The following is an 18,282-nucleotide window of genomic DNA, read 5'->3' as shown; positions in this document are numbered from 1 at the left end:
CTGATGAGTCATAATTAAGACGCACCAAGAGCAGAGAGTGAAACTATGAACGAAAAACGCGTGTCCGTGTATATTCCGACGCACAACCGGTCTTCGCTGCTGGAGCGGGCTATTAAGTCGGTAATTAACCAGACCTACAAGAATGTGGAAATTCTGATTTGTGATGACGGCTCCTCAGATGACACCCAGCAATTGGTTGAGCGTTATCAGGCGCAGCATGACAATATCGTCTACCTGAAAAATGAGACGCCGAAAGGCGCCTGTGCCGCCCGTAATTTAGGGATTAACGCCGCCACCGGCCACTATATTACCGGCCTGGATGACGACGATGAATTCCTGCCGGAGCGCATTGAGAAATTCGTTAAATTCTTTGAGCGCCATAAATACCCCTATTTAAGTTCAGGCATCATCTTTAATTTCGGTAAGCACCAGAAAGTAGGCTTTAATAAAGTTACCCATATCCGGCTGGACTCCCTGTTATACCAGAACATCGTCGGCAGCCAGGTCTTTACCAAAACCGATTATCTGCGTGCGATTGGCGGCTTCGATGAGAGCTTCAAAGCCTGGCAGGATTACGACACCTGGGTCCGCCTGGGCGCGCGCTACGGGGAAGGGTACAACATCTGCGAAGCCACCTACATCCAGCACCTGGAGCATGAGTTCGGCCGCATTACCAAGAGCAACAAGCTGGAGATCGGCTACAACCAGTTCGTGACCAAACACCGCAAACTGCTGAAACCGGCGCACCGCAAAAACTTGCTGTTCAACTACAAAATGGCGCGCGATGAACGCCTCTCCATGCAGGATTTAATGCAGGTCTGCTACCCGGGTAATGTGGTGAACGTCATTAAATACCAGGCCCGCAAAATATTGATGTAACCAGAACGCGCGTGCGCAAGGAATAACAATGAGTCTGATTTATTTCATTCTTCTGATGGTGAAGGATGCGCTGAACTATCTGTCCCATCTTGGCTTCCGGGCAAAGATGCGCGCCAACCGGGTGCGGATTGATAAATCCGCCACGGTATTTACCGGGCCGGACAATATATTGACGCTGAAGCCCGGCGTCTCGGTCGGAAAAGGCAGTGTGATTACCTGTTCCGATGAGATGGCGAAAAAAGGCGTCCGCAGCCGTATTGAAATTGGTGAGGATACGGCTATTAACGAATATAACAATATTCGGGCGTCGGGCGGGGAAATTATTATCGGCAAGAAATGCATTATTTCCCAATATGTGAGCATGATCGCCAGTAACCATGAAATAAATACCACCGAGTACATGAAAGATGCTTTGTGGGACAACACCAAAACCTCCGTCACCATCGGGGATGATGTCTGGATCGGGGCCGGTGCGGTGATCCTGCCGGGGGTACGGGTCGGCAACGGCTGCGTGATTGCCTCTGGTGCCGTGGTGACCAAAAACGTCCCGGACTACAGCATCGTCGCCGGGGTGCCGGCCAAAGTGGTCAGCCAGCGCCCGGTTCACGCGTAATCCGTTACTGCATTTTTTCTGATAACTCACAGGGCTGCTACGCCGTATGCCAACGCTAAAAAATCGTCACATTGCGATCGTTTTCACTGCCGCCATTGTCGGCGGCCATGAACTGATGGCGGTCGAGCACATTAAAAAACTTCGGCAGAAAGGGCTGAAGCTGGTCTGCTTTGTGCCGGATGATAACCAGAAGCTGATGGCGATCCTGGATCAGGCGCAGATCCCTTACCAGCAGCACGATGTGCGCCACCAGAAACTGGAGATCCTGCACGCCTTCTTCAACCTCAGCCTGCGCGCCCGGGCGGCCCGCTTCCTGAAAAAGCTCGCCCCGCAGGTCGATGACATTGTGCTGATCCAGGGCGACATCGAACTCGGGTCGGTGTTCGTCAATATGGCGGCGCGCCAGAAGCTCCCGGTGATCTCCTACATCCCGTACGCCCACAGCTTCAGCAAAATGGGGGCAAAACTGGCCGGGGTAAAAGATGCATTGGGCGCGGTGGCCTACAAACGCTGCCAACGCTACATCACCATCTCCGCCTGCTTCGCCGACGACCTGCGCCGCTGGAACCCGCAGGCGCAGGTGCGCGTGCTGCCGAACTTTGTGCCGGTGCCGCCGGCTGCCGAGATCCGCGGCACCGGCTATACCTTCACGCCGCAGCCCGGCACCGTGCGCATTTTGATGCCGGGCCGCGTCAGCTTCCGCCAGAAAGGGCAGGATGTGCTGGCCGATGCGCTGGCGCGCCTCGGCTCCCTGCCGGTGACCTTTGAGGTGGTGGTGGCCGGTGACGGCCCCGACCTGGAGGCGCTGAAAGCGCGCGCTGCCACGCTGCCGGACAACGTGCGCTTCCGCTTCCTCGGCTGGGTCAGCCCGGTGTGGCCTTACGCCACCGAGGCGGACTTCATCGTCATCCCGTCGCAGTTTGAGGGGGTGCCGCTGGTGATGCTGGAGGCGCAGAAGCGCAACATCCCGATCATCGCGTCGCGCCGTGACGGCATGAAAGATTACCTGCCCGCCTCTGCGGTGTATGGCCCGGAAGACGCGGCCGATGAGCCGGCCGCCCTGGCCGTGAAAATTTCTGACTATGTCAGCACACAGCTCGGCATCACCGCCCGTCAGCCGGAGGCCACGCGCCGCACCGGCAAGGGGCAGGCGAGCCGCCAGACCCTGAATGCCGGTCACTCCGTCAACTCAACAATAAAAGAAGAACGTCTATGATGATGAGCAGCTCACGGGCCATGACCATGGGAAACAGCCGCGGCCTGTCGATTTCCAGCATTGTTATATTCTTTACCGCCATCGCCTGCCAGCTCACTGACGTGGCGCTGGGGCCGGTCAAGGTGTGGGAGCTGATGGCGATCTCCCTGTTCCCGTTCTTTATCCGCCGCATTGAGACCAAGCTGCTGGTGTTCCTGGTGGTGTTTGTGCTGCTGATGCTGCTCTCGCTGTTCAAAGGGGCGACCACCGACGTCTACTTCTCCAACTACGGCGGGCTGAAAAGCAAATACATCATCTCGCTGGTGCGTTTCGTGGAGCTGGTGCTCTGCCTGGTGGTGGCCTGCCTGCCGTTTAACTTCTACCGTAACAACGGCTTGTCCTACACGGACATCGTGCGCAAGTTCCTGAACTATAACGGTATCATCCTGCTCGGGATCTTTGCGCTGTTTATGGTGGACGTCGCCGCCGGCAGCAAACTGGTCTCCTACGGCCCGACGCACCGTATGCGCGGCTTCTACGTCGAGGGCGGCCCCTATGGCCTCTACATCAGTACCCTGTTGCTGCTGGAGCTGATGTTCCTGAAGCGCAAACTCTTCCTGGCGATGTTTGCCGTGGCGCTGCTGCTGTCGCAGTCCAAGGCGGGGATCGTCGGCGCGGTGGTGTTCGGCTTCCTGGCGATGACCTTCCGCTACCCGTTCCTGCGCAGCTTCATCAACCCGAAAAATGTGTTCCGCTTCTCCACCCTGATGCTGGTGGGCGTGCTGCTCGGCGGCGCGGTGATGTACAAGGTGGCGGAAAACTACGTGGATGACCTGAGCAACCTGAACGAGGTGCTGGCGCTGCGCGGCAATGACCCGTCGCTGGTGATGGGGCGTATTGCCGCGACCTATATCGGCCCGAATATTATTTCAGACAATCCTTATATCGGCGTCGGGCTGGGTGCCTATTCCCTGGTGCGTAATAACTCTGAATACCGCGGGCCGTTCCCGGTGGTGCCGGGCTGGGATTTAACCGGCCTGGGCGGATTTTTCAACCTGATGATTGAGAATGGCGCAATAGGGGTAATCCTGTTTTTAATCGCCACAATCCGGTATTTCAAATTTGATGAAATGGGCATGGTGTTTTTTGTCCTGTTCGTTCTGCCGTTTTTACTCGGTGCGCAGTTATATATGGTGTATCCGTGGTTATACCTCGGGTTTTATAGTGTCTATCGCAGAGAGATGACTAATGAGTAGGATTATTTTCGATAACCGATGGGACGGTTCCGGCGGCATTGGTACTTTCGCAGATGAGATCAACCGGATAAATAAATTCGAGAGCGCGAATTTTTCCGGCAAGCCGGTTTCCCCGGCGGATACGTTAAAAACGGCGATGGCCAGCCTGTCAAAACGCGGTGATGTGATCTTTTTCCCGGGATATATCCCGCCGCTGTTTTCGAAAATTCCTTATGTGTTTACGGTGCATGACCTGAACCACCTGGATCGCCCGGAAAACTCCAGTAAGTTCAAACGGTTGTTTTATCAGGTGATTATTCGTAACGGCTGTAAAAAAGCCAAAAAAATCCTGACCGTTTCAGAATTTTCCAAGCGACGCATTGTGGAGTGGAGTGGTATTAATCCTAATAAGGTCATTAACGTCGGTAATGGCGTATCAGAAAGTTTTAATGTTGATGTAAAACCTTATAATGTCGACTTCAAATACTTCCTGTGTGTCAGTAACCGTAAAGCCCACAAAAACGAGCTGCGGACACTGGAAGCCTTCAGCAAGGCGAATTTACCGCCGGAGGTAAAGCTGGTATTTACCGGCAAGCCGAGTGAAGAGCTGACCACCTTAATGGAAAAATTAAAGGTGACAGACCGGGTGCATTTTACCCACTTTGTCGCCCTGGAAGATTTGCCTTCTCTCTATAAGAGCGCCAGCGGCCTGGTATTTGCGTCGCTGTATGAAGGGTTTGGCCTGCCGGTCATTGAAGCGATGGCCTGCGGCACCCCGGTGATTACCTCTAATACCACCTCATTGCCGGAAGTGGCGGGCGATGCGGCTATTTTGGTGAACCCACTGGATGTGGATGATATTTCAACTGCAATGAATCAGCTCTATTTTAATGAGGCGTTGCGGGAAAAACTGATTGCGAAAGGATTCATTCAGGCGAAGAAGTTTTCGTGGGAAAAAACCGCTGAGAAAGTCAGGAACGCCCTGAATGACGTGCTTGCCGAGGAACACAATGGAAAATAACTATAGCGTCGGGTTTGTGACCGACTGGCTGGTGACCTACGCCGGGGCCGAAAAGGTGCTGAGCGAACTGGTGCAGATCTACCCGGACGCGGACCTCTACTCCGTGATCGATTTCCTGTCTGACAAAGACCGCCAGAAAATCGGCAACAAACGCGCCACCACCACCTTCGCGCAGAACCTGCCGCGGGTGAAGAAGAAGTACCAGAACTACCTGCCGCTGATGCCGCTGGCGATCGAGCAGCTCGACGTCTCCTCCCATGACGTGGTGCTCTCCAGCTCCCACGCGGTGGCGAAAGGGGTGCTGACCGGCCCGGACCAGCTGCACATCAGCTATGTCCACTCGCCGATCCGCTACGCCTGGGACCTCCAGCACCAGTACCTGCGCGGTGCCGGGCTGGACAAGGGCATGAAAGGCTCGCTGGCCAAGTACCTGCTGCACAAGATGCGCCTGTGGGACTACCGCACCGCCAAGGGTGTCGACCATTTCATCGGCAACTCGCAGTTTATTGCCCGCCGTATCCACAAGGTGTACGGCCGCAAAGCGGATGTGATCTATCCGCCGGTAAACGTTGATCGCTTTACGCTGAACGAGAACAAAGAAGAGTTCTACTTCACCGCCTCGCGCATGGTGCCTTACAAACGTATGGACCTGATCGTCGAAGCCTTTGCCGCCATGCCGGACAAAAAACTGGTGGTGATCGGCGACGGCAGCGAGATGGAGAAGGTGAAACGCCTGGCCAAGCCCAACATCGAAATCCTGGGCTTCCAGGATGACGCCACGCTGGTGGACTACATGCGCCGCGCCAAGGCGTTTGTGTTTGCCGCCGAGGAAGATTTCGGCATCTCCCCGGTCGAGGCGCAGGCCTGCGGCACACCGGTGATCGCCTTCGGCAAGGGTGGGGCGCTGGAAACCGTGCGCCCGCTGGGCGTTGCCCGGCCGACCGGCCTGTTCTTTGACGCGCAGACCGTGCCGAGCCTGGTGGCCGCCGTTGAACGCTTTGAGCAGAACCGTGACGCCATCACCGCCGCGGACTGCCGGCTCAATGCCACCAAGTTTTCTGAAGCGCGTTTCCGTCAGGAGATGCAGCAATACGTCGATGCCAAATGGCAGGCGTTCAACGAATCCAAAAAGATCATTTACTAGGTGTAAGGGGAAAATCTCATGAGCTCAACGAAACTCTATCCAGTGATTATGGCAGGCGGCTCCGGCAGCCGTTTGTGGCCCTTATCCCGCATCCTCTACCCGAAGCAGTTCCTGAACCTGAACGGCAACGAGACCATGCTGCAATCCACGCTGAAGCGTCTGGATGGGCTGAGCTGCCAGAACCCGGTGGTGATCTGCAACGAAGTACACCGTTTTATCGTGGCGGAACAGCTGCGTGAAATGGGCAAACTGACCAAAAACATCATCCTGGAGCCGGCCGGCCGCAACACCGCCCCGGCCATCGCGCTGGCTGCCCTGACGGTAGACCAGGCGGAAGGCGCGGATGAAGACCCGCTGATGCTGGTGCTGGCCGCCGACCACGTGATCAAAGACACCGCGGCGTTCCAGAAAGCGGTGACCGACGCCATCCCGTATGCGCAGGAAGGCAAACTGGTGACCTTCGGCATCGTGCCGACCGGCCCGGAAACCGGCTACGGATACATCAAGCGCGGCGAAGCCGTGGCGCTGGACAACCCGGTCAACGCACCGGATGACGTCGCGTTCCGCGTGGCAGACTTCCGTGAGAAACCGGACCTGGCCACCGCGCAAAGCTACCTGGAGAGCGGCCACTACTACTGGAACAGCGGCATGTTCCTGTTCCGCGCCAGCCGTTACCTGGAAGAGCTGAACAAATTCCGTGCGGACATCAGCAGCGCCTGCGCCGAGGCGGTCGGCACCATCGACCCGGACCTCGACTTCGTGCGCGTGGACGTCGACGCCTTCCTGCGCTGCCCGGATGAGTCCATCGACTACGCGGTGATGGAGAAAACCCAGGACGCCATCGTGGTGCCGATGGACGCAGGCTGGAGCGACGTCGGCTCCTGGTCTTCCCTGTGGGAGATCAGCGACAAAGACGACCTCGGCAACGTGCATCAGGGCGACGTCATCAGCCACAACTCGCAGGACAACTACGTCTTCGCCGAGTCGAGCCTGGTGACCACCGTGGGCGTACAGAACCTGGTGGTGGTGCAGACCAAAGACGCGGTGCTGATTGCCGACGTCAACCAGGTGCAGGATGTGAAGAAGATCGTTGAGAAGATCAAATCCGCCGGCCGCCAGGAGCACCACATCCACCGCGAAGTCTACCGCCCGTGGGGCAAATATGACTCCATCGACGCCGGTGCGCGCTACCAGGTAAAACGCATCACGGTAAAACCGGGTGAGAAACTCTCCCTGCAGATGCACCATCACCGTGCTGAGCACTGGGTGGTGGTGGCCGGCACGGCGAAAGTCACCAAAGGCGAAGAGCAATTTATCCTGACGGAAAATGAATCAATCTATATTCCGCTGGGTGAAACCCACTCACTGGAAAACCCCGGCAAAATTGCGCTGGACTTAATTGAAGTACGCTCGGGCGCCTATCTGGAAGAGGATGATATTGTCCGTTTCCAGGATAATTACGGCCGGGTGTAAATAGCCCTTTTTACTCTTTATTTATTATTCACCAGGGCGTGCCGGGTACGGCACGCCGGTGTGGGATATTATGCTCAAGGAAATGTATATGCCTACTTCATTGTCATGCTTTAAAGCCTACGATATTCGCGGTCAATTAGGTGAAGAACTTAATGAGGATATTGCTTACCGGATCGGGCGTGCCTATGGGGAATATCTGAAGCCGGACACCATTGTGGTCGGCGGGGATGTGCGTCTCACCAGCGAAGGGCTGAAACTGGCCCTGGCCAAAGGCTTGCAGGACGCCGGCACCAATGTGATCGACATCGGCCTGAGCGGCACGGAAGAGATCTACTTCGCCACCTTCCACCTGGGCATCGACGGCGGCATTGAAGTTACCGCCAGCCACAACCCGATGAACTACAACGGCATGAAGCTGGTGCGTGAGAACGCCAAACCGATCAGCGGCGACACCGGCCTGCGTGACGTGCAGCGCCTGGCAGAGGCCAACGACTTCGCCCCGGTTGACCCGGCGAAGCGCGGCAGCTACACCCAGCGTTCCCTGCTGAACGAGTACATTGAGCACCTGATGGGCTACGTGAACCTGGAAAACTTCACGCCGCTGAAGCTGGTGGTCAACTCCGGCAACGGCGCGGCGGGCCATGTGGTTGACGCCATCGAAGCGCGTTTCAAGGCGGCCGGCGTGCCGGTGGAGTTCATCAAGGTGCACCACGAGGCGGACGGCAACTTCCCGAACGGCATCCCTAACCCGCTGCTGCCGGAGTGCCGCGCAGACACCACCGCCGCCGTGCTGGCGCACAACGCCGACATGGGCATCGCCTTTGACGGCGACTTCGACCGCTGCTTCCTGTTCGACGAGAAGGGCCGCTTCATCGAGGGGTACTACATCGTCGGCCTGCTGGCCCAGGCGTTCCTGGAGAAAGAGAAGGGCGCAAAAATCATCCACGACCCGCGCCTGAGCTGGAACACCGTGGACATCGTCACCACCGCGGGCGGCGAGCCGGTGATGTCCAAAACCGGCCATGCGTTCATTAAAGAGCGTATGCGCAAAGAAGACGCCATCTACGGCGGCGAGATGAGCGCGCACCACTACTTCCGCGATTTCGCCTACTGCGACAGCGGCATGATCCCGTGGCTGCTGGTGGCAGAGCTGCTCTGCCTGAAGAAAAAATCGCTGGGTGACCTGGTCTCTGACCGCATGGAAGCCTACCCGGCCTCCGGCGAGATCAACAGCGTGATCGCCAACCCGAAAGAGGCGATCCAGCGCGTGTACGACCGTTTCGCGCCGGACGCGCTGAACATCGACCAGACCGACGGCATCAGCCTGGAGTATGCAGAGTGGCGCTTCAACCTGCGCAGCTCCAACACCGAGCCGGTGGTGCGCCTGAACGTGGAGTCACGCCGTAATACCGCGCTGATGAATGAAAAAACCGAAGAAATATTAAAACTATTACGGAATTAATTTTTACTTGGCTTGAACGGGCGGCAGCCAGGCAGGCGCTGCCCGTTTGATACCTTCTTGGCAAGTATGAATATATAAGAAGAGTCAATTATGCGCGTTTATAATGTAAATTTGAGTGGCTTTTTCGTTAAGCTGTCACTGGCAATATCCGATTTCCTGTTTTTTAATCTCTCGCTGTTTTTCGCGATCGCGATATTAAGGCATGTCACTGATGACGTGTACCTCTATATTCCGCGTTACGAGATGACCTCTTTCTATTTAGCGCATCTGTTGCTCTCCCTGATTGCGGTGGTCTGGTTCTGGGTTCGCCTGCGCCATTACACCTATCGCAAACCGTTCTGGTTTGAACTGAAAGAGACGCTGCGTACCCTGGCTATTTTCGCCATTATCGCCCTGGCGATGGTCGGTTTCTCAAAATGGGAATTATCCCGTTACTTCTGGCTGCTCACCTGGGTCACTATTCTGATCACCGTGCCGCTGGCGCGTTCGATTGTGAAACGCCTGCTGAACAAAATGGGTTACTGGCGTAAACAGACCGTGATCATCGGTAACCAGAAGAACGCCCGTGAAGCCTATGTGGCGTTGCAGAGTGAAGAGGTGCTGGGCTTTGACGTGGTGGCGTTCTACGCCGTGACCCCGTGCAGCGACACCGAGATGATGGGCAAGCCGGTCATCCAGGATGAGAAAACGCTGTGGGACCTCACCAACACCGAAGATACCCAGTTCATCGTGGCGGTGGAGTTTGAAGAGCACGCCCTGCGTGACTACTGGCTGAAAAACCTGGCGAAACACCAGTGCCGTTCGGTTTCTGTGATCCCGACTTTGCGCGGTGTGCCGCTGTACGGCACCGATATGTCGTTTATCTTCAGCCATGAGGTGATGATCCTGCGCGTCAGCAACAACCTGGCGAAACGGACCTCCCGCATGATTAAGCGCGCCTTCGACATCTTCGGCTCGCTGGTGATTATGCTGCTGCTGGCCCCGGTGCTGTTTATCCTGATGTACCTGGTGTCGAAAGATGGCGGCCCGTCGATCTACGGCCATGAGCGCGTGGGCCTCGGCGGCAAGAAATTTAAGTGCCTGAAGTTCCGGTCGATGGTGACTAACTCGCAGGAAGTGCTGCAAAACCTGCTGGAAAATGACGCCGAAGCGCGTGCCGAGTGGGACAAAGACTTCAAGCTGAAGAATGACCCGCGTATCACCCGGGTGGGCAAATTCATCCGCCGTACCAGCCTGGATGAGCTGCCGCAGCTGTGGAACGTCTTCCGCGGTGACATGAGCCTGGTGGGGCCGCGCCCGATTATTGAGAAAGAGCTGGAACGCTATGCCGGTGAGGTGGACTACTACCTGATGGCAAAACCGGGCATGACCGGCCTGTGGCAGGTCAGTGGCCGTAATGATGTGGACTACGACACCCGTGTCTATTTCGATGCGTGGTATGTGAAAAACTGGTCACTCTGGAACGACATCGCGATTCTGTTCAAGACCGTGAACGTGGTGCTGAAGCGTGATGGTGCATATTAAGAATTCTACTATTCTTAGTGATCGTTAACCGTATAACCAAACAAGTTACTACCTACACGAAAAGGGAAGAAAAACCTATGGCGAATTTGAAAGCGGTAATTCCTGTAGCAGGGCTGGGGACGCGTATGTTGCCTGCAACCAAGGCGATCCCAAAGGAGATGTTGCCGGTCGTGGATAAACCTCTGATCCAGTATATCGTGAACGAGTGCGTCGCTGCAGGGATCAAGGAGATCGTGCTGGTCAGTCACTCCTCCAAGAATGCCATCGAAAACCACTTCGACACCTCGTTCGAGCTGGAAGCAGTGCTGGAATCCCGCGTGAAGCGCCAGCTGCTGAAAGAAGTGCAGTCCATCTGCCCGCCGGACGTCACCATCATGCAGGTGCGCCAGGGCCAGGCGAAAGGCCTGGGCCACGCGGTGCTGTGCGCCCAGCCGATGGTCGGCGACGCGCCGTTCATCGTGCTGCTGCCGGACGTGCTGCTGGACGACGCCACCGCTGACCTGACCCGCGAGAACCTGGCGGCAATGGTGAAACGCTTTGAAGAGACCGGCCACAGCCAGATCATGGTAGAGCCTGTGCCGGAGAAAGATGTCTCCAAATATGGCGTGGCCGACTGCAACGGCGTGGACATCGCCCCGGGCGAAAGCACCGTGATGACCGCCGTGGTTGAGAAGCCGAAACAGGAAGAAGCGCCGTCCAACCTGGCAGTGGTTGGCCGTTATGTGCTCTCCAAAGACATCTGGCCGATCCTGGAGAAAACCCCGCCGGGTGCCGGTGATGAGATCCAGCTGACCGACGCCATCGCCATGCTGATGAAGCAGGAGCCGGTTGAGGCGTTCCACATGAGCGGGAAGTCCCACGACTGTGGTGACAAGCTCGGTTACATGAAAGCTTTCGTGACCTATGGCGTGCGCCATGACAGCGAAGGCAAGAAGTTCGCCGAATGGCTGAAGAAGCTTGACGCCTGAATTTACTGATTCTCTTCAATTGCATTGAGCTGTGAGGACTTTTATGACGACGTTGAAAGCGGTTATTCCGGTAGCGGGGCTGGGCATGCGTATGCTGCCCGCGACCAAAGCGATTCCGAAAGAGATGCTGCCGGTGGTGGACAAACCCATCATCCAGCACATCATTAATGAGTGCGTGGCGGCCGGCATCAAGGACATCATCCTGGTGACCCACTCCTCCAAGAATGCGGTTGAGAACCACTTCGACACCTCATTCGAGCTGGAGGCGATGCTGGAAGCGCGCGTGAAGCGCTCGCTGCTGGAAGAGGTGCAGGCCATCTGCCCGAAAGGCGTTACCATTATGCATATCCGCCAGGGGCAGCCGCTGGGCCTCGGCCATGCGGTACTGTGCGCCAAACCGCTGGTCGGCGGTTCGCCGTTTGTCGTCATGCTGCCGGACGTCCTGATCGATGACGCCCAGGCCAGCTACTCACGTGACAACCTGGCAGAGATGGTCCGTCAGTTTGAAGCGACCGGTGAGAGCCAGGTACTGGTGCAGCCGCTGGGTGCCGAAGAGTTGCCGAACTATTCGGTGATCAGCTGCGAGAAGAGCACGCTGCAACCGGGTGAACACAGCCGCATCACCAAAATGGTGGAGAAGCCGGACGATACCACCGGCCTCGACTCCAATCTGGCGGCGGTGGGGCGCTATGTGCTCTCCGCCGATGTCTGGCCTTACCTGGAGAAAACCGAGCCGGGCGCCTGGGGGCGTATCCAGCTGACCGACGCCATTGATGCCCTGAAGGATCACAGCCCGGTCAACGCGCTGGCGCTGAAAGGCACCGCCTACAACTGCGGTGAAAAGCTCGGTTATATGCAAGCTTACGTCAGCTACGGCCTGCGTCACGACAAGCAGGGCGAGGATTTCAAACAGTGGCTGGCGGAGTTCAAACAGCAGGCCACGGCCTGAGGCGCGCGTTACGCGTCTTCCCATCCTGTTAAGTCAGGCTGCCGGGCGCGGTTCCCTCCATCCGGAGGGGCCGCGGCCCGGTTCATCCCCATGCGCTTCCCTTAATTGATTCACAGGCCGGCCCGGCTGCCCGTTATGGCCCACCGGCCTGCGTTTTTGCGCGCGCGATTTTTGCTTTTGTTATGAGGTTCTGATGCGACTGCTTAAAAATTTGACCAATAAAACCAAAAATACAATAAACGCTTCCCGCCGGTCGGCACTGACGAAAGTGCTGGTGGGTACACCTCTGGTCGCATTGCTCTCGCTCGAAAAAACCCAGGCTGCCCCTGCGGCCGCCCCCATCACCACCTTACCGCCGGACAATGAGATGACCGGGCAGGACCTGCGCCGCATGATGCGCGCCAGCGACGGCCTGAAATCGATTGGCCGCTGCTCCAACATCCGCGACCTGCGCAACATTGAGCCGACCATTATCGGCCAGAAAATTGACGTGGCGAGCTACCACCCCGGCTGGTCTGACGTTGCCAACGGCGCGCTCGGCGGCGGCGAGTTCTGGTATGACGCGGCGGACACCGCCTCGCCGGACGACGGCGGCCGGGTGATCGTCACCAAAGCGGGCAAACGCTGGAAACGCATCACCGACCAGCTGCTGCCGAGCCACTTCGGCTGCGTGCCCGGCGGCAAAGTGGACGTCACGGAAAATATGCGCCGCTACATCAACGCCTGCCGGGGCGGGGTGGTGGACTTCACCAACGGCCCGTGGCTGATCAGCGGCACCCTGGATCTGACCAACCTGTCGAAAATCGTCAGCGACAGCACCGGCAAATTCATGGTGGACACCGAAAACTTCCACGGTGACTGGGCGATCCAGCTCGGCGACCCGAAACAGAAAGCCGGCCGTGGCCGCTGCGGCAGCGTCTCGCTGGACGGCATCCTGATCGCGCACTCCCACAGCCGCAGCCGCAAACTGAACGGCATCTATATGAAAGGGAGCTGGCTGAACATCGGCCATGTGCGTGCCGAAAACTTCAACGGCATCGGCATCTACCAGGATTCCGTGTGGGACTCCACCACCCAGCGGCTGTCGGCGGAGCTGTGCGGCAACATCAGCACCCCGCAGATCAAGCTCGGCAGCAACGGCGACACCCACAACGCCTCGCACATCGTCAGCATCCAGAGTGAGCAGGCCTACCACTACTCGCTCTACATCGATGTGCTGCGCGACGTGATTGACAATATCCACGCTGAACGTACTTACATCCTGACCAATGACGACGGCAGCAAGCTCCAGTCCAATGTCAAATACCGCAACGCCTTTATCCTGCTCGGCAACTCTATTATCAACCACGCGGTCATGGACGCGGCCACCACCAAAACCGCCCCGGACGGCACGCCGGTGACCAGCCACCAGCTCTCGGTGAACCTGAATGCCGACTACGGCGCGGTGAATACCCTGAATGCCCGCAACGGCATCCTTTGCACCAATTTCGGCCACCTTTCGACCTTCGATGTGGTGGCGTGTGACGCCTGGTACTTCTCCGACCCGGTCACCAAGTTGTCGATTTCTGACCTGCGCGCCAAACGCGTGGTCGCCTCGTCCGATCTTCAGTTCACCAACTGCGTAATTTCAGAGGAATTCGAATTACGCTTTAACGCAAAAAATGTGACCATGAACTCAGTAGATATCGGATTAGTTGATTTTACAGCGGAATATCAGGGCGACGTCAGCTTCTCCAACTGCCATATCAAGACAGTAAAAGGGCTGGGCAAGCCAAAACCGGCATTTTCCGTGACGGTGTTCCGCGACTGCCGTATTGACAACCTGACCGGAGCCAACGGCTCGCGGGCGCGGTTCTACGGCGGATTCATTAACACCATTAATCTGGCCTCCGGCAGCAGCACGGAATTCTACGACCTCTCCTGCGGCAGTTTCGGCTACCAGGGCAGCGCGGAGTTCATCACCCGCGGGGTGCGGGCGCAGAAGGTGAGCAACTGGGCGCACCCGCAGCATGTGCCGTTCCCGGCGGGCACCACCACCGATGTGCTGGGGCCGATCCAGGCCGGCCAGCCGTTCCGCTACATCAATGTGGACGGCAAAACCAGCTGGCGCGGTGAGAAGTAAGGGTAAGCAGTAAAGCGCACAGGCAGTAAGCCATGACCCGCCTGCGCAGACAGGCGGGCAGGATGAATAACACAAAAGGCGCCAGGGGTAGGGAGATGCGCCTGGCAGCCGGTTAAGGAAAAGCGTCATGACCTTTTGGCAAGTGGAAACAACACGATGAGTTTACGCGAGAAAACAGTGAAAGGGGCCAAGTGGTCCGCCATGTCGACCTTTATCGTCATCGGGCTGAGCTTTTTACAGATGACGATTCTGGCCCGCATGATCGACGGCCGGGAGTTCGGGCTGCTGACCATCGCTATGGTGGTGATTGCGCTGGCCGATACCCTCTCCGATTTTGGGATCTCCAACTCGATTATCCAGAAAAAAGACATTACCGAGGTGCAGCTCACCACGCTTTACTGGCTCAACGTCTGCATCGGCATCACCGTCTGCGTGCTGGCCTTCGCCTGTAGCGGGATTATCGCCCACCTGCTGCATGCGCCGGGGCTGGAACCGCTGATCAAGGTGCTGTCGCTGGCATTTCTGGTGATCCCGCACGGGCAGCAGTTCCGCGCGCTGATGCAAAAAGAGCTGGAGTTCTCCACCATCGGGATGATTGAGTCCCTGTGCGTGCTGGTGGGCTTCGTCACCACGCTGGGGGTGGCTTACGTCTACCCGTTCGCGATGGCGGCGATCATCGGCTACCTGGTCAATGCCGCGGTGCGTACCGCGCTGTTTGCCTACCACGGCCGCAAAATTTACCGCCCAAGCTTTAAATTCTCGTTCCCGGCGGTCAAAGAGAACATCAAGTTCGGGGCCTACCTCACCGCCGACAGCCTGGTGAACTTCATCAATACCAACGTCTCCACCGCCATCCTGGCGCGGACGCTCGGCCCGGTGGTCACCGGCGGTTACAACCTGGCGTACAACGTCGCGGTAATGCCGCCGACGCGCCTGAACCCGATTGTGACCCGCGTGCTGTTCCCGGCCTTCTCCAAAATCCAGGATGACATCACCAAGCTGCGTGACAACTTCTACAAGCTGATCTCGCTGGTCGGGGTGATCAACTTCCCGGCGCTGCTGGGGCTGATGGTGGTCTCCAACAACTTTGTGCTGTTCGTGTTCGGTGAGAAGTGGGCCTTCATCACCCCGATTCTGCAGATCCTCTGCATCGTCGGCCTGCTGCGCTCGGTGGGTAACCCGATAGGCTCCCTGCTGATGGCCAAGGCGCGCGTCGACATCAGCTTCAAATTCAACGTGTTTAAAGTGTTCCTGTTTATTCCGGCGATGATTATCGGCGCGAAAATGGGCGGCGCGGTGGGTGTGGCACTCGGCTTCCTGCTGGTGCAGATCCTGAACACCTACCTGAGCTATTTCATCCTGATCCGGCCGGTACTGGGCAAAAGTTACCGCCAGTATGTGGAGAGCCTCTGGCTGCCGTTCAAGATGACGATTCCCACCATTGTCGTCAGCTGGGCGGCAGGGTTTGCGTTACAGTCCCACCTTCCGGTGGGGCCGGTGTTGTTTATTCAGATCGTGCTGGGTGTCGCTGCGTTTGCCCTGGTGTTGTTATTCAGCCAGGCACCTCTGGTGTTGGAAGTGAAAGCGCAATTAATTAAAAACGAGAAATTACGGAAATTATTTAGGGCGGAATGCTAACCATGAATCATATGCAAACTTTGAAAAATGACTTGTCTGTTATCGAAAAAGTAGTACCGCGCGGCAGTAAAATTATCTACCTGGACTATCCGCTGCATCTGAACGTGGGCGACTTGCTGATTTTGAAAGGGGCAGAACAATTTTTTAAAGAGAACAACTATGATGTGCTGGTTCGCCGCTCGGACCAGACCAGTATGCAGTATGTGGAAAAAACCCGGAGCATTCCGCAGGACGTCACCATCGTGCTGCACGGTGGCGGCAACTTCGGTGACCTCTACCCGGCGCACCAGCGCCTGCGCGAGGCGGTGGTCACCAAGTTCAAAAACAACCGGGTGATCATTCTGCCGCAGACCGTTCACTTCAAAGAGCAGGCGAACCTGGAGGCCTCCGGCCGCATCTTTAAACAGCACCCGAACCTGACCATCTTCTGCCGCGACACCAACAGCAAGGCGATTCTGGAGACCTACTTCTGCGACAACGTGGTGCTCTGCCCGGATATGGCCCAGTCGCTGTGGAACATCTTCCCGCAGCAGCGTAAAGAGAACATCAAACACGACCGGATGTGGATGATCCGCCGTGACATCGAAGAGACCAACCTGAGCAGCCTCGGCGAAACGCCGGACCCGGCGCACTGTGTTGACTGGCACGACATCTGTACCGACCGCGATCGCGAGTTCATGGTGATGATGCACCGCTTCGAGCGCCTGAACCGCAAGATCCCGGGCAACCTGTTCCCGACCACCCGCATGTGGTATCGCTATACTGACAAGCTGGTGGCGCGGGTCAATGAGCTGTTCATGTCATATCAGTCAGTGACCACTTCGCGTATGCACGGCCATATCCTGTGCTGCCTGCTGAAGATGGACACCCGGCTGCTGGATAACTCTTATGGCAAGAACTCCGGTTATTATGAATCCTGGACCAAGTCGGTTCCCGGCTGTGAGTTAGTGAAACTATGAGCACAGACAAATCATCTGCGACACTTTCCGTCATTATCCCGGTATACAACGTCAAAGATTACCTGGAGACCGCGGTCGATTCGATCCTGAACCAGACGGTGACGCCGTCTGAGGTGGTGATCGTTGATGACGGCTCCACGGACGGCTCCGGCGACATGCTGGAGCAGTTGTACGGGCATATCCCTTTTGTGCGTATCGTTCATACGGAGAACCGGGGCCTCGGCGAGGCCCGTAATGAAGGTAACCGCCACGCCACCGGCGACTATATCTACTATTTTGACTCGGATGACGTGGCGGTGCCGACGCTGGTGGAGAGCTTTTACCGCCACCTGGCGGAGCACCCGGCGCTGGACATCTACTGCTTCTCCGCCGCGTCGTTCTGGGATGTGGTGCCGGAAGACCCGGAGGCGGCCAAACTGTTGCCGCAGTATGATCGTCAGCTCAACCAGGCCTATGAGAGCGGCGTCAGCGCGTTCAATATCCTGTCGGAGCGCAGCACCTTCTACCCGAACGCCTGGCTCTATGTGTTCCGCCGTTCGCTGATTGTCGACAATAACCTCTGGTTTATGCCGATCATCCATGAGGACGAAGAGTTCACGCCGCGGCTGTTCTTTGTGGCACGGCAGGTGGTCTCCTCCACCGAGGTGCTGTTCCGCCGCCGGGTGCGCATGGGCTCGATCATGCAGACCAACCGCAGCGAGCGTAACGTGGTTGGCTATATCGAGAGCATCCGCAGCCTCGAGGCACTGAAAGCCCAGGCGCAGGACAGCACGGTGATCAGGAACCTCTCCACCCGCATCCTGAATAACATCATCGCCATCTACCGCATCCTGAAAGAGGATGGGGTCGTGCTGTCGGAAGAGAGCAGCCGCCGTTTCAACGACCTGCTGGAGCGCAACAGCACCCCGCAGGTCAAGCTGGCCGGCCGCAGCCTGTTCGCTTTCCGCGTCTATAACTTTGCCCAGCGCCGCGCGAAACAGCTGTTCGGCAGCTGATCGCCCGGTTTCTATGACAGCCCCGGCGGCCTGCCGGGGGCTGTCAGTCTGGGGGAACGTGGGGTATGATAAAAAAAGAGTGAAATTGCAACACGTTACCCATCT

General features: G+C 57.2%; 15 protein-coding genes. All 15 read left to right on the top strand.

Annotation, left to right across the window (positions count from 1 at the left end; all coding sequences use genetic code 11):
* Positions 1–45: 45 nt before the first annotated feature.
* The 15 genes from CYR32_RS09565 to CYR32_RS09495 all read left to right on the top strand — a co-directional run bounded on the left by CYR32_RS09565 (position 46) and on the right by CYR32_RS09495 (position 18,177).
* A complete protein-coding gene (locus CYR32_RS09565) occupies positions 46–879 on the top strand; it encodes a glycosyltransferase (RefSeq protein WP_101824165.1) in 834 nt (277 codons plus the stop codon).
* 28 nt (positions 880–907) lie between these two features.
* Positions 908–1,492, top strand: coding sequence for an acyltransferase (locus CYR32_RS21990; RefSeq protein WP_101824164.1), 585 nt, complete (start codon positions 908–910; stop codon positions 1,490–1,492).
* Positions 1,493–1,538: 46 nt separating this feature from the next.
* Positions 1,539–2,708 carry a glycosyltransferase family 4 protein gene (locus tag CYR32_RS09555; RefSeq protein ID WP_101824163.1) on the top strand — a complete coding sequence of 390 codons (1,170 nt, stop codon included), beginning with the start codon at positions 1,539–1,541 and terminating at the stop codon, positions 2,706–2,708.
* On the top strand, positions 2,705–3,943 hold the full coding sequence (locus tag CYR32_RS09550) for an O-antigen ligase family protein (RefSeq protein WP_241523798.1): 1,239 nt from the start codon (positions 2,705–2,707) through the stop codon (positions 3,941–3,943). The genes CYR32_RS09555 and CYR32_RS09550 overlap by 4 nt, the downstream gene beginning before the upstream one ends.
* Entirely contained in the window at positions 3,936–4,943 is a 1,008-nt protein-coding gene (locus CYR32_RS09545; RefSeq protein WP_101824162.1) for a glycosyltransferase family 4 protein, read from the top strand. Before CYR32_RS09550 ends, CYR32_RS09545 begins: the two co-directional genes overlap by 8 nt.
* The gene (locus CYR32_RS09540; protein WP_101824161.1) at positions 4,933–6,087 is read left to right on the top strand and encodes a glycosyltransferase family 4 protein; all 1,155 of its coding nucleotides are present in this window, start codon (positions 4,933–4,935) and stop codon (positions 6,085–6,087) included. The genes CYR32_RS09545 and CYR32_RS09540 overlap by 11 nt, the downstream gene beginning before the upstream one ends.
* An 18-nt stretch (positions 6,088–6,105) precedes the next feature.
* Complete coding sequence (gene cpsB / locus CYR32_RS09535; protein ID WP_101824160.1) at positions 6,106–7,560, top strand: mannose-1-phosphate guanyltransferase; 1,455 nt, start codon at positions 6,106–6,108, stop codon at positions 7,558–7,560.
* 88 nt (positions 7,561–7,648) lie between these two features.
* On the top strand, positions 7,649–9,022 hold the full coding sequence (gene cpsG / locus CYR32_RS09530; RefSeq protein ID WP_101824159.1) for a phosphomannomutase CpsG: 1,374 nt from the start codon (positions 7,649–7,651) through the stop codon (positions 9,020–9,022).
* A gap of 90 nt (positions 9,023–9,112) precedes the next feature.
* Complete coding sequence (gene wbaP, locus CYR32_RS09525; protein ID WP_101824158.1) at positions 9,113–10,546, top strand: undecaprenyl-phosphate galactose phosphotransferase WbaP; 1,434 nt, start codon at positions 9,113–9,115, stop codon at positions 10,544–10,546.
* Positions 10,547–10,623: 77 nt separating this feature from the next.
* Complete coding sequence (gene galU, locus CYR32_RS09520; protein ID WP_165698216.1) at positions 10,624–11,514, top strand: UTP--glucose-1-phosphate uridylyltransferase GalU; 891 nt, start codon at positions 10,624–10,626, stop codon at positions 11,512–11,514.
* Between the two features lie 43 nt (positions 11,515–11,557).
* Positions 11,558–12,463: a sugar phosphate nucleotidyltransferase gene (locus tag CYR32_RS09515; RefSeq protein WP_101824157.1), complete on the top strand. Its 906-nt coding sequence runs from the start codon at positions 11,558–11,560 to the stop codon at positions 12,461–12,463.
* A 193-nt stretch (positions 12,464–12,656) separates the two neighbouring features.
* The gene (locus tag CYR32_RS09510; protein ID WP_101824156.1) at positions 12,657–14,585 is read left to right on the top strand and encodes a hypothetical protein; all 1,929 of its coding nucleotides are present in this window, start codon (positions 12,657–12,659) and stop codon (positions 14,583–14,585) included.
* A gap of 156 nt (positions 14,586–14,741) precedes the next feature.
* On the top strand, positions 14,742–16,223 hold the full coding sequence (locus CYR32_RS09505; RefSeq protein ID WP_101824155.1) for an MOP flippase family protein: 1,482 nt from the start codon (positions 14,742–14,744) through the stop codon (positions 16,221–16,223).
* Positions 16,224–16,234: 11 nt separating this feature from the next.
* Positions 16,235–17,182, top strand: coding sequence for a polysaccharide pyruvyl transferase family protein (locus CYR32_RS09500; RefSeq protein ID WP_165698215.1), 948 nt, complete (start codon positions 16,235–16,237; stop codon positions 17,180–17,182).
* Positions 17,179–18,177: a glycosyltransferase gene (locus CYR32_RS09495; RefSeq protein ID WP_101824153.1), complete on the top strand. Its 999-nt coding sequence runs from the start codon at positions 17,179–17,181 to the stop codon at positions 18,175–18,177. Before CYR32_RS09500 ends, CYR32_RS09495 begins: the two co-directional genes overlap by 4 nt.
* The last annotated feature ends 105 nt before the right edge of the window (positions 18,178–18,282 follow it).

The organism is Chimaeribacter coloradensis (genome assembly GCF_002858715.1).
Lineage (GTDB): Bacteria > Pseudomonadota > Gammaproteobacteria > Enterobacterales > Enterobacteriaceae > Chimaeribacter > Chimaeribacter coloradensis.
The sequence above is the reverse complement of the archived record's forward strand: the minus strand, read 5'-3'. Positions and strand labels throughout refer to the sequence as shown.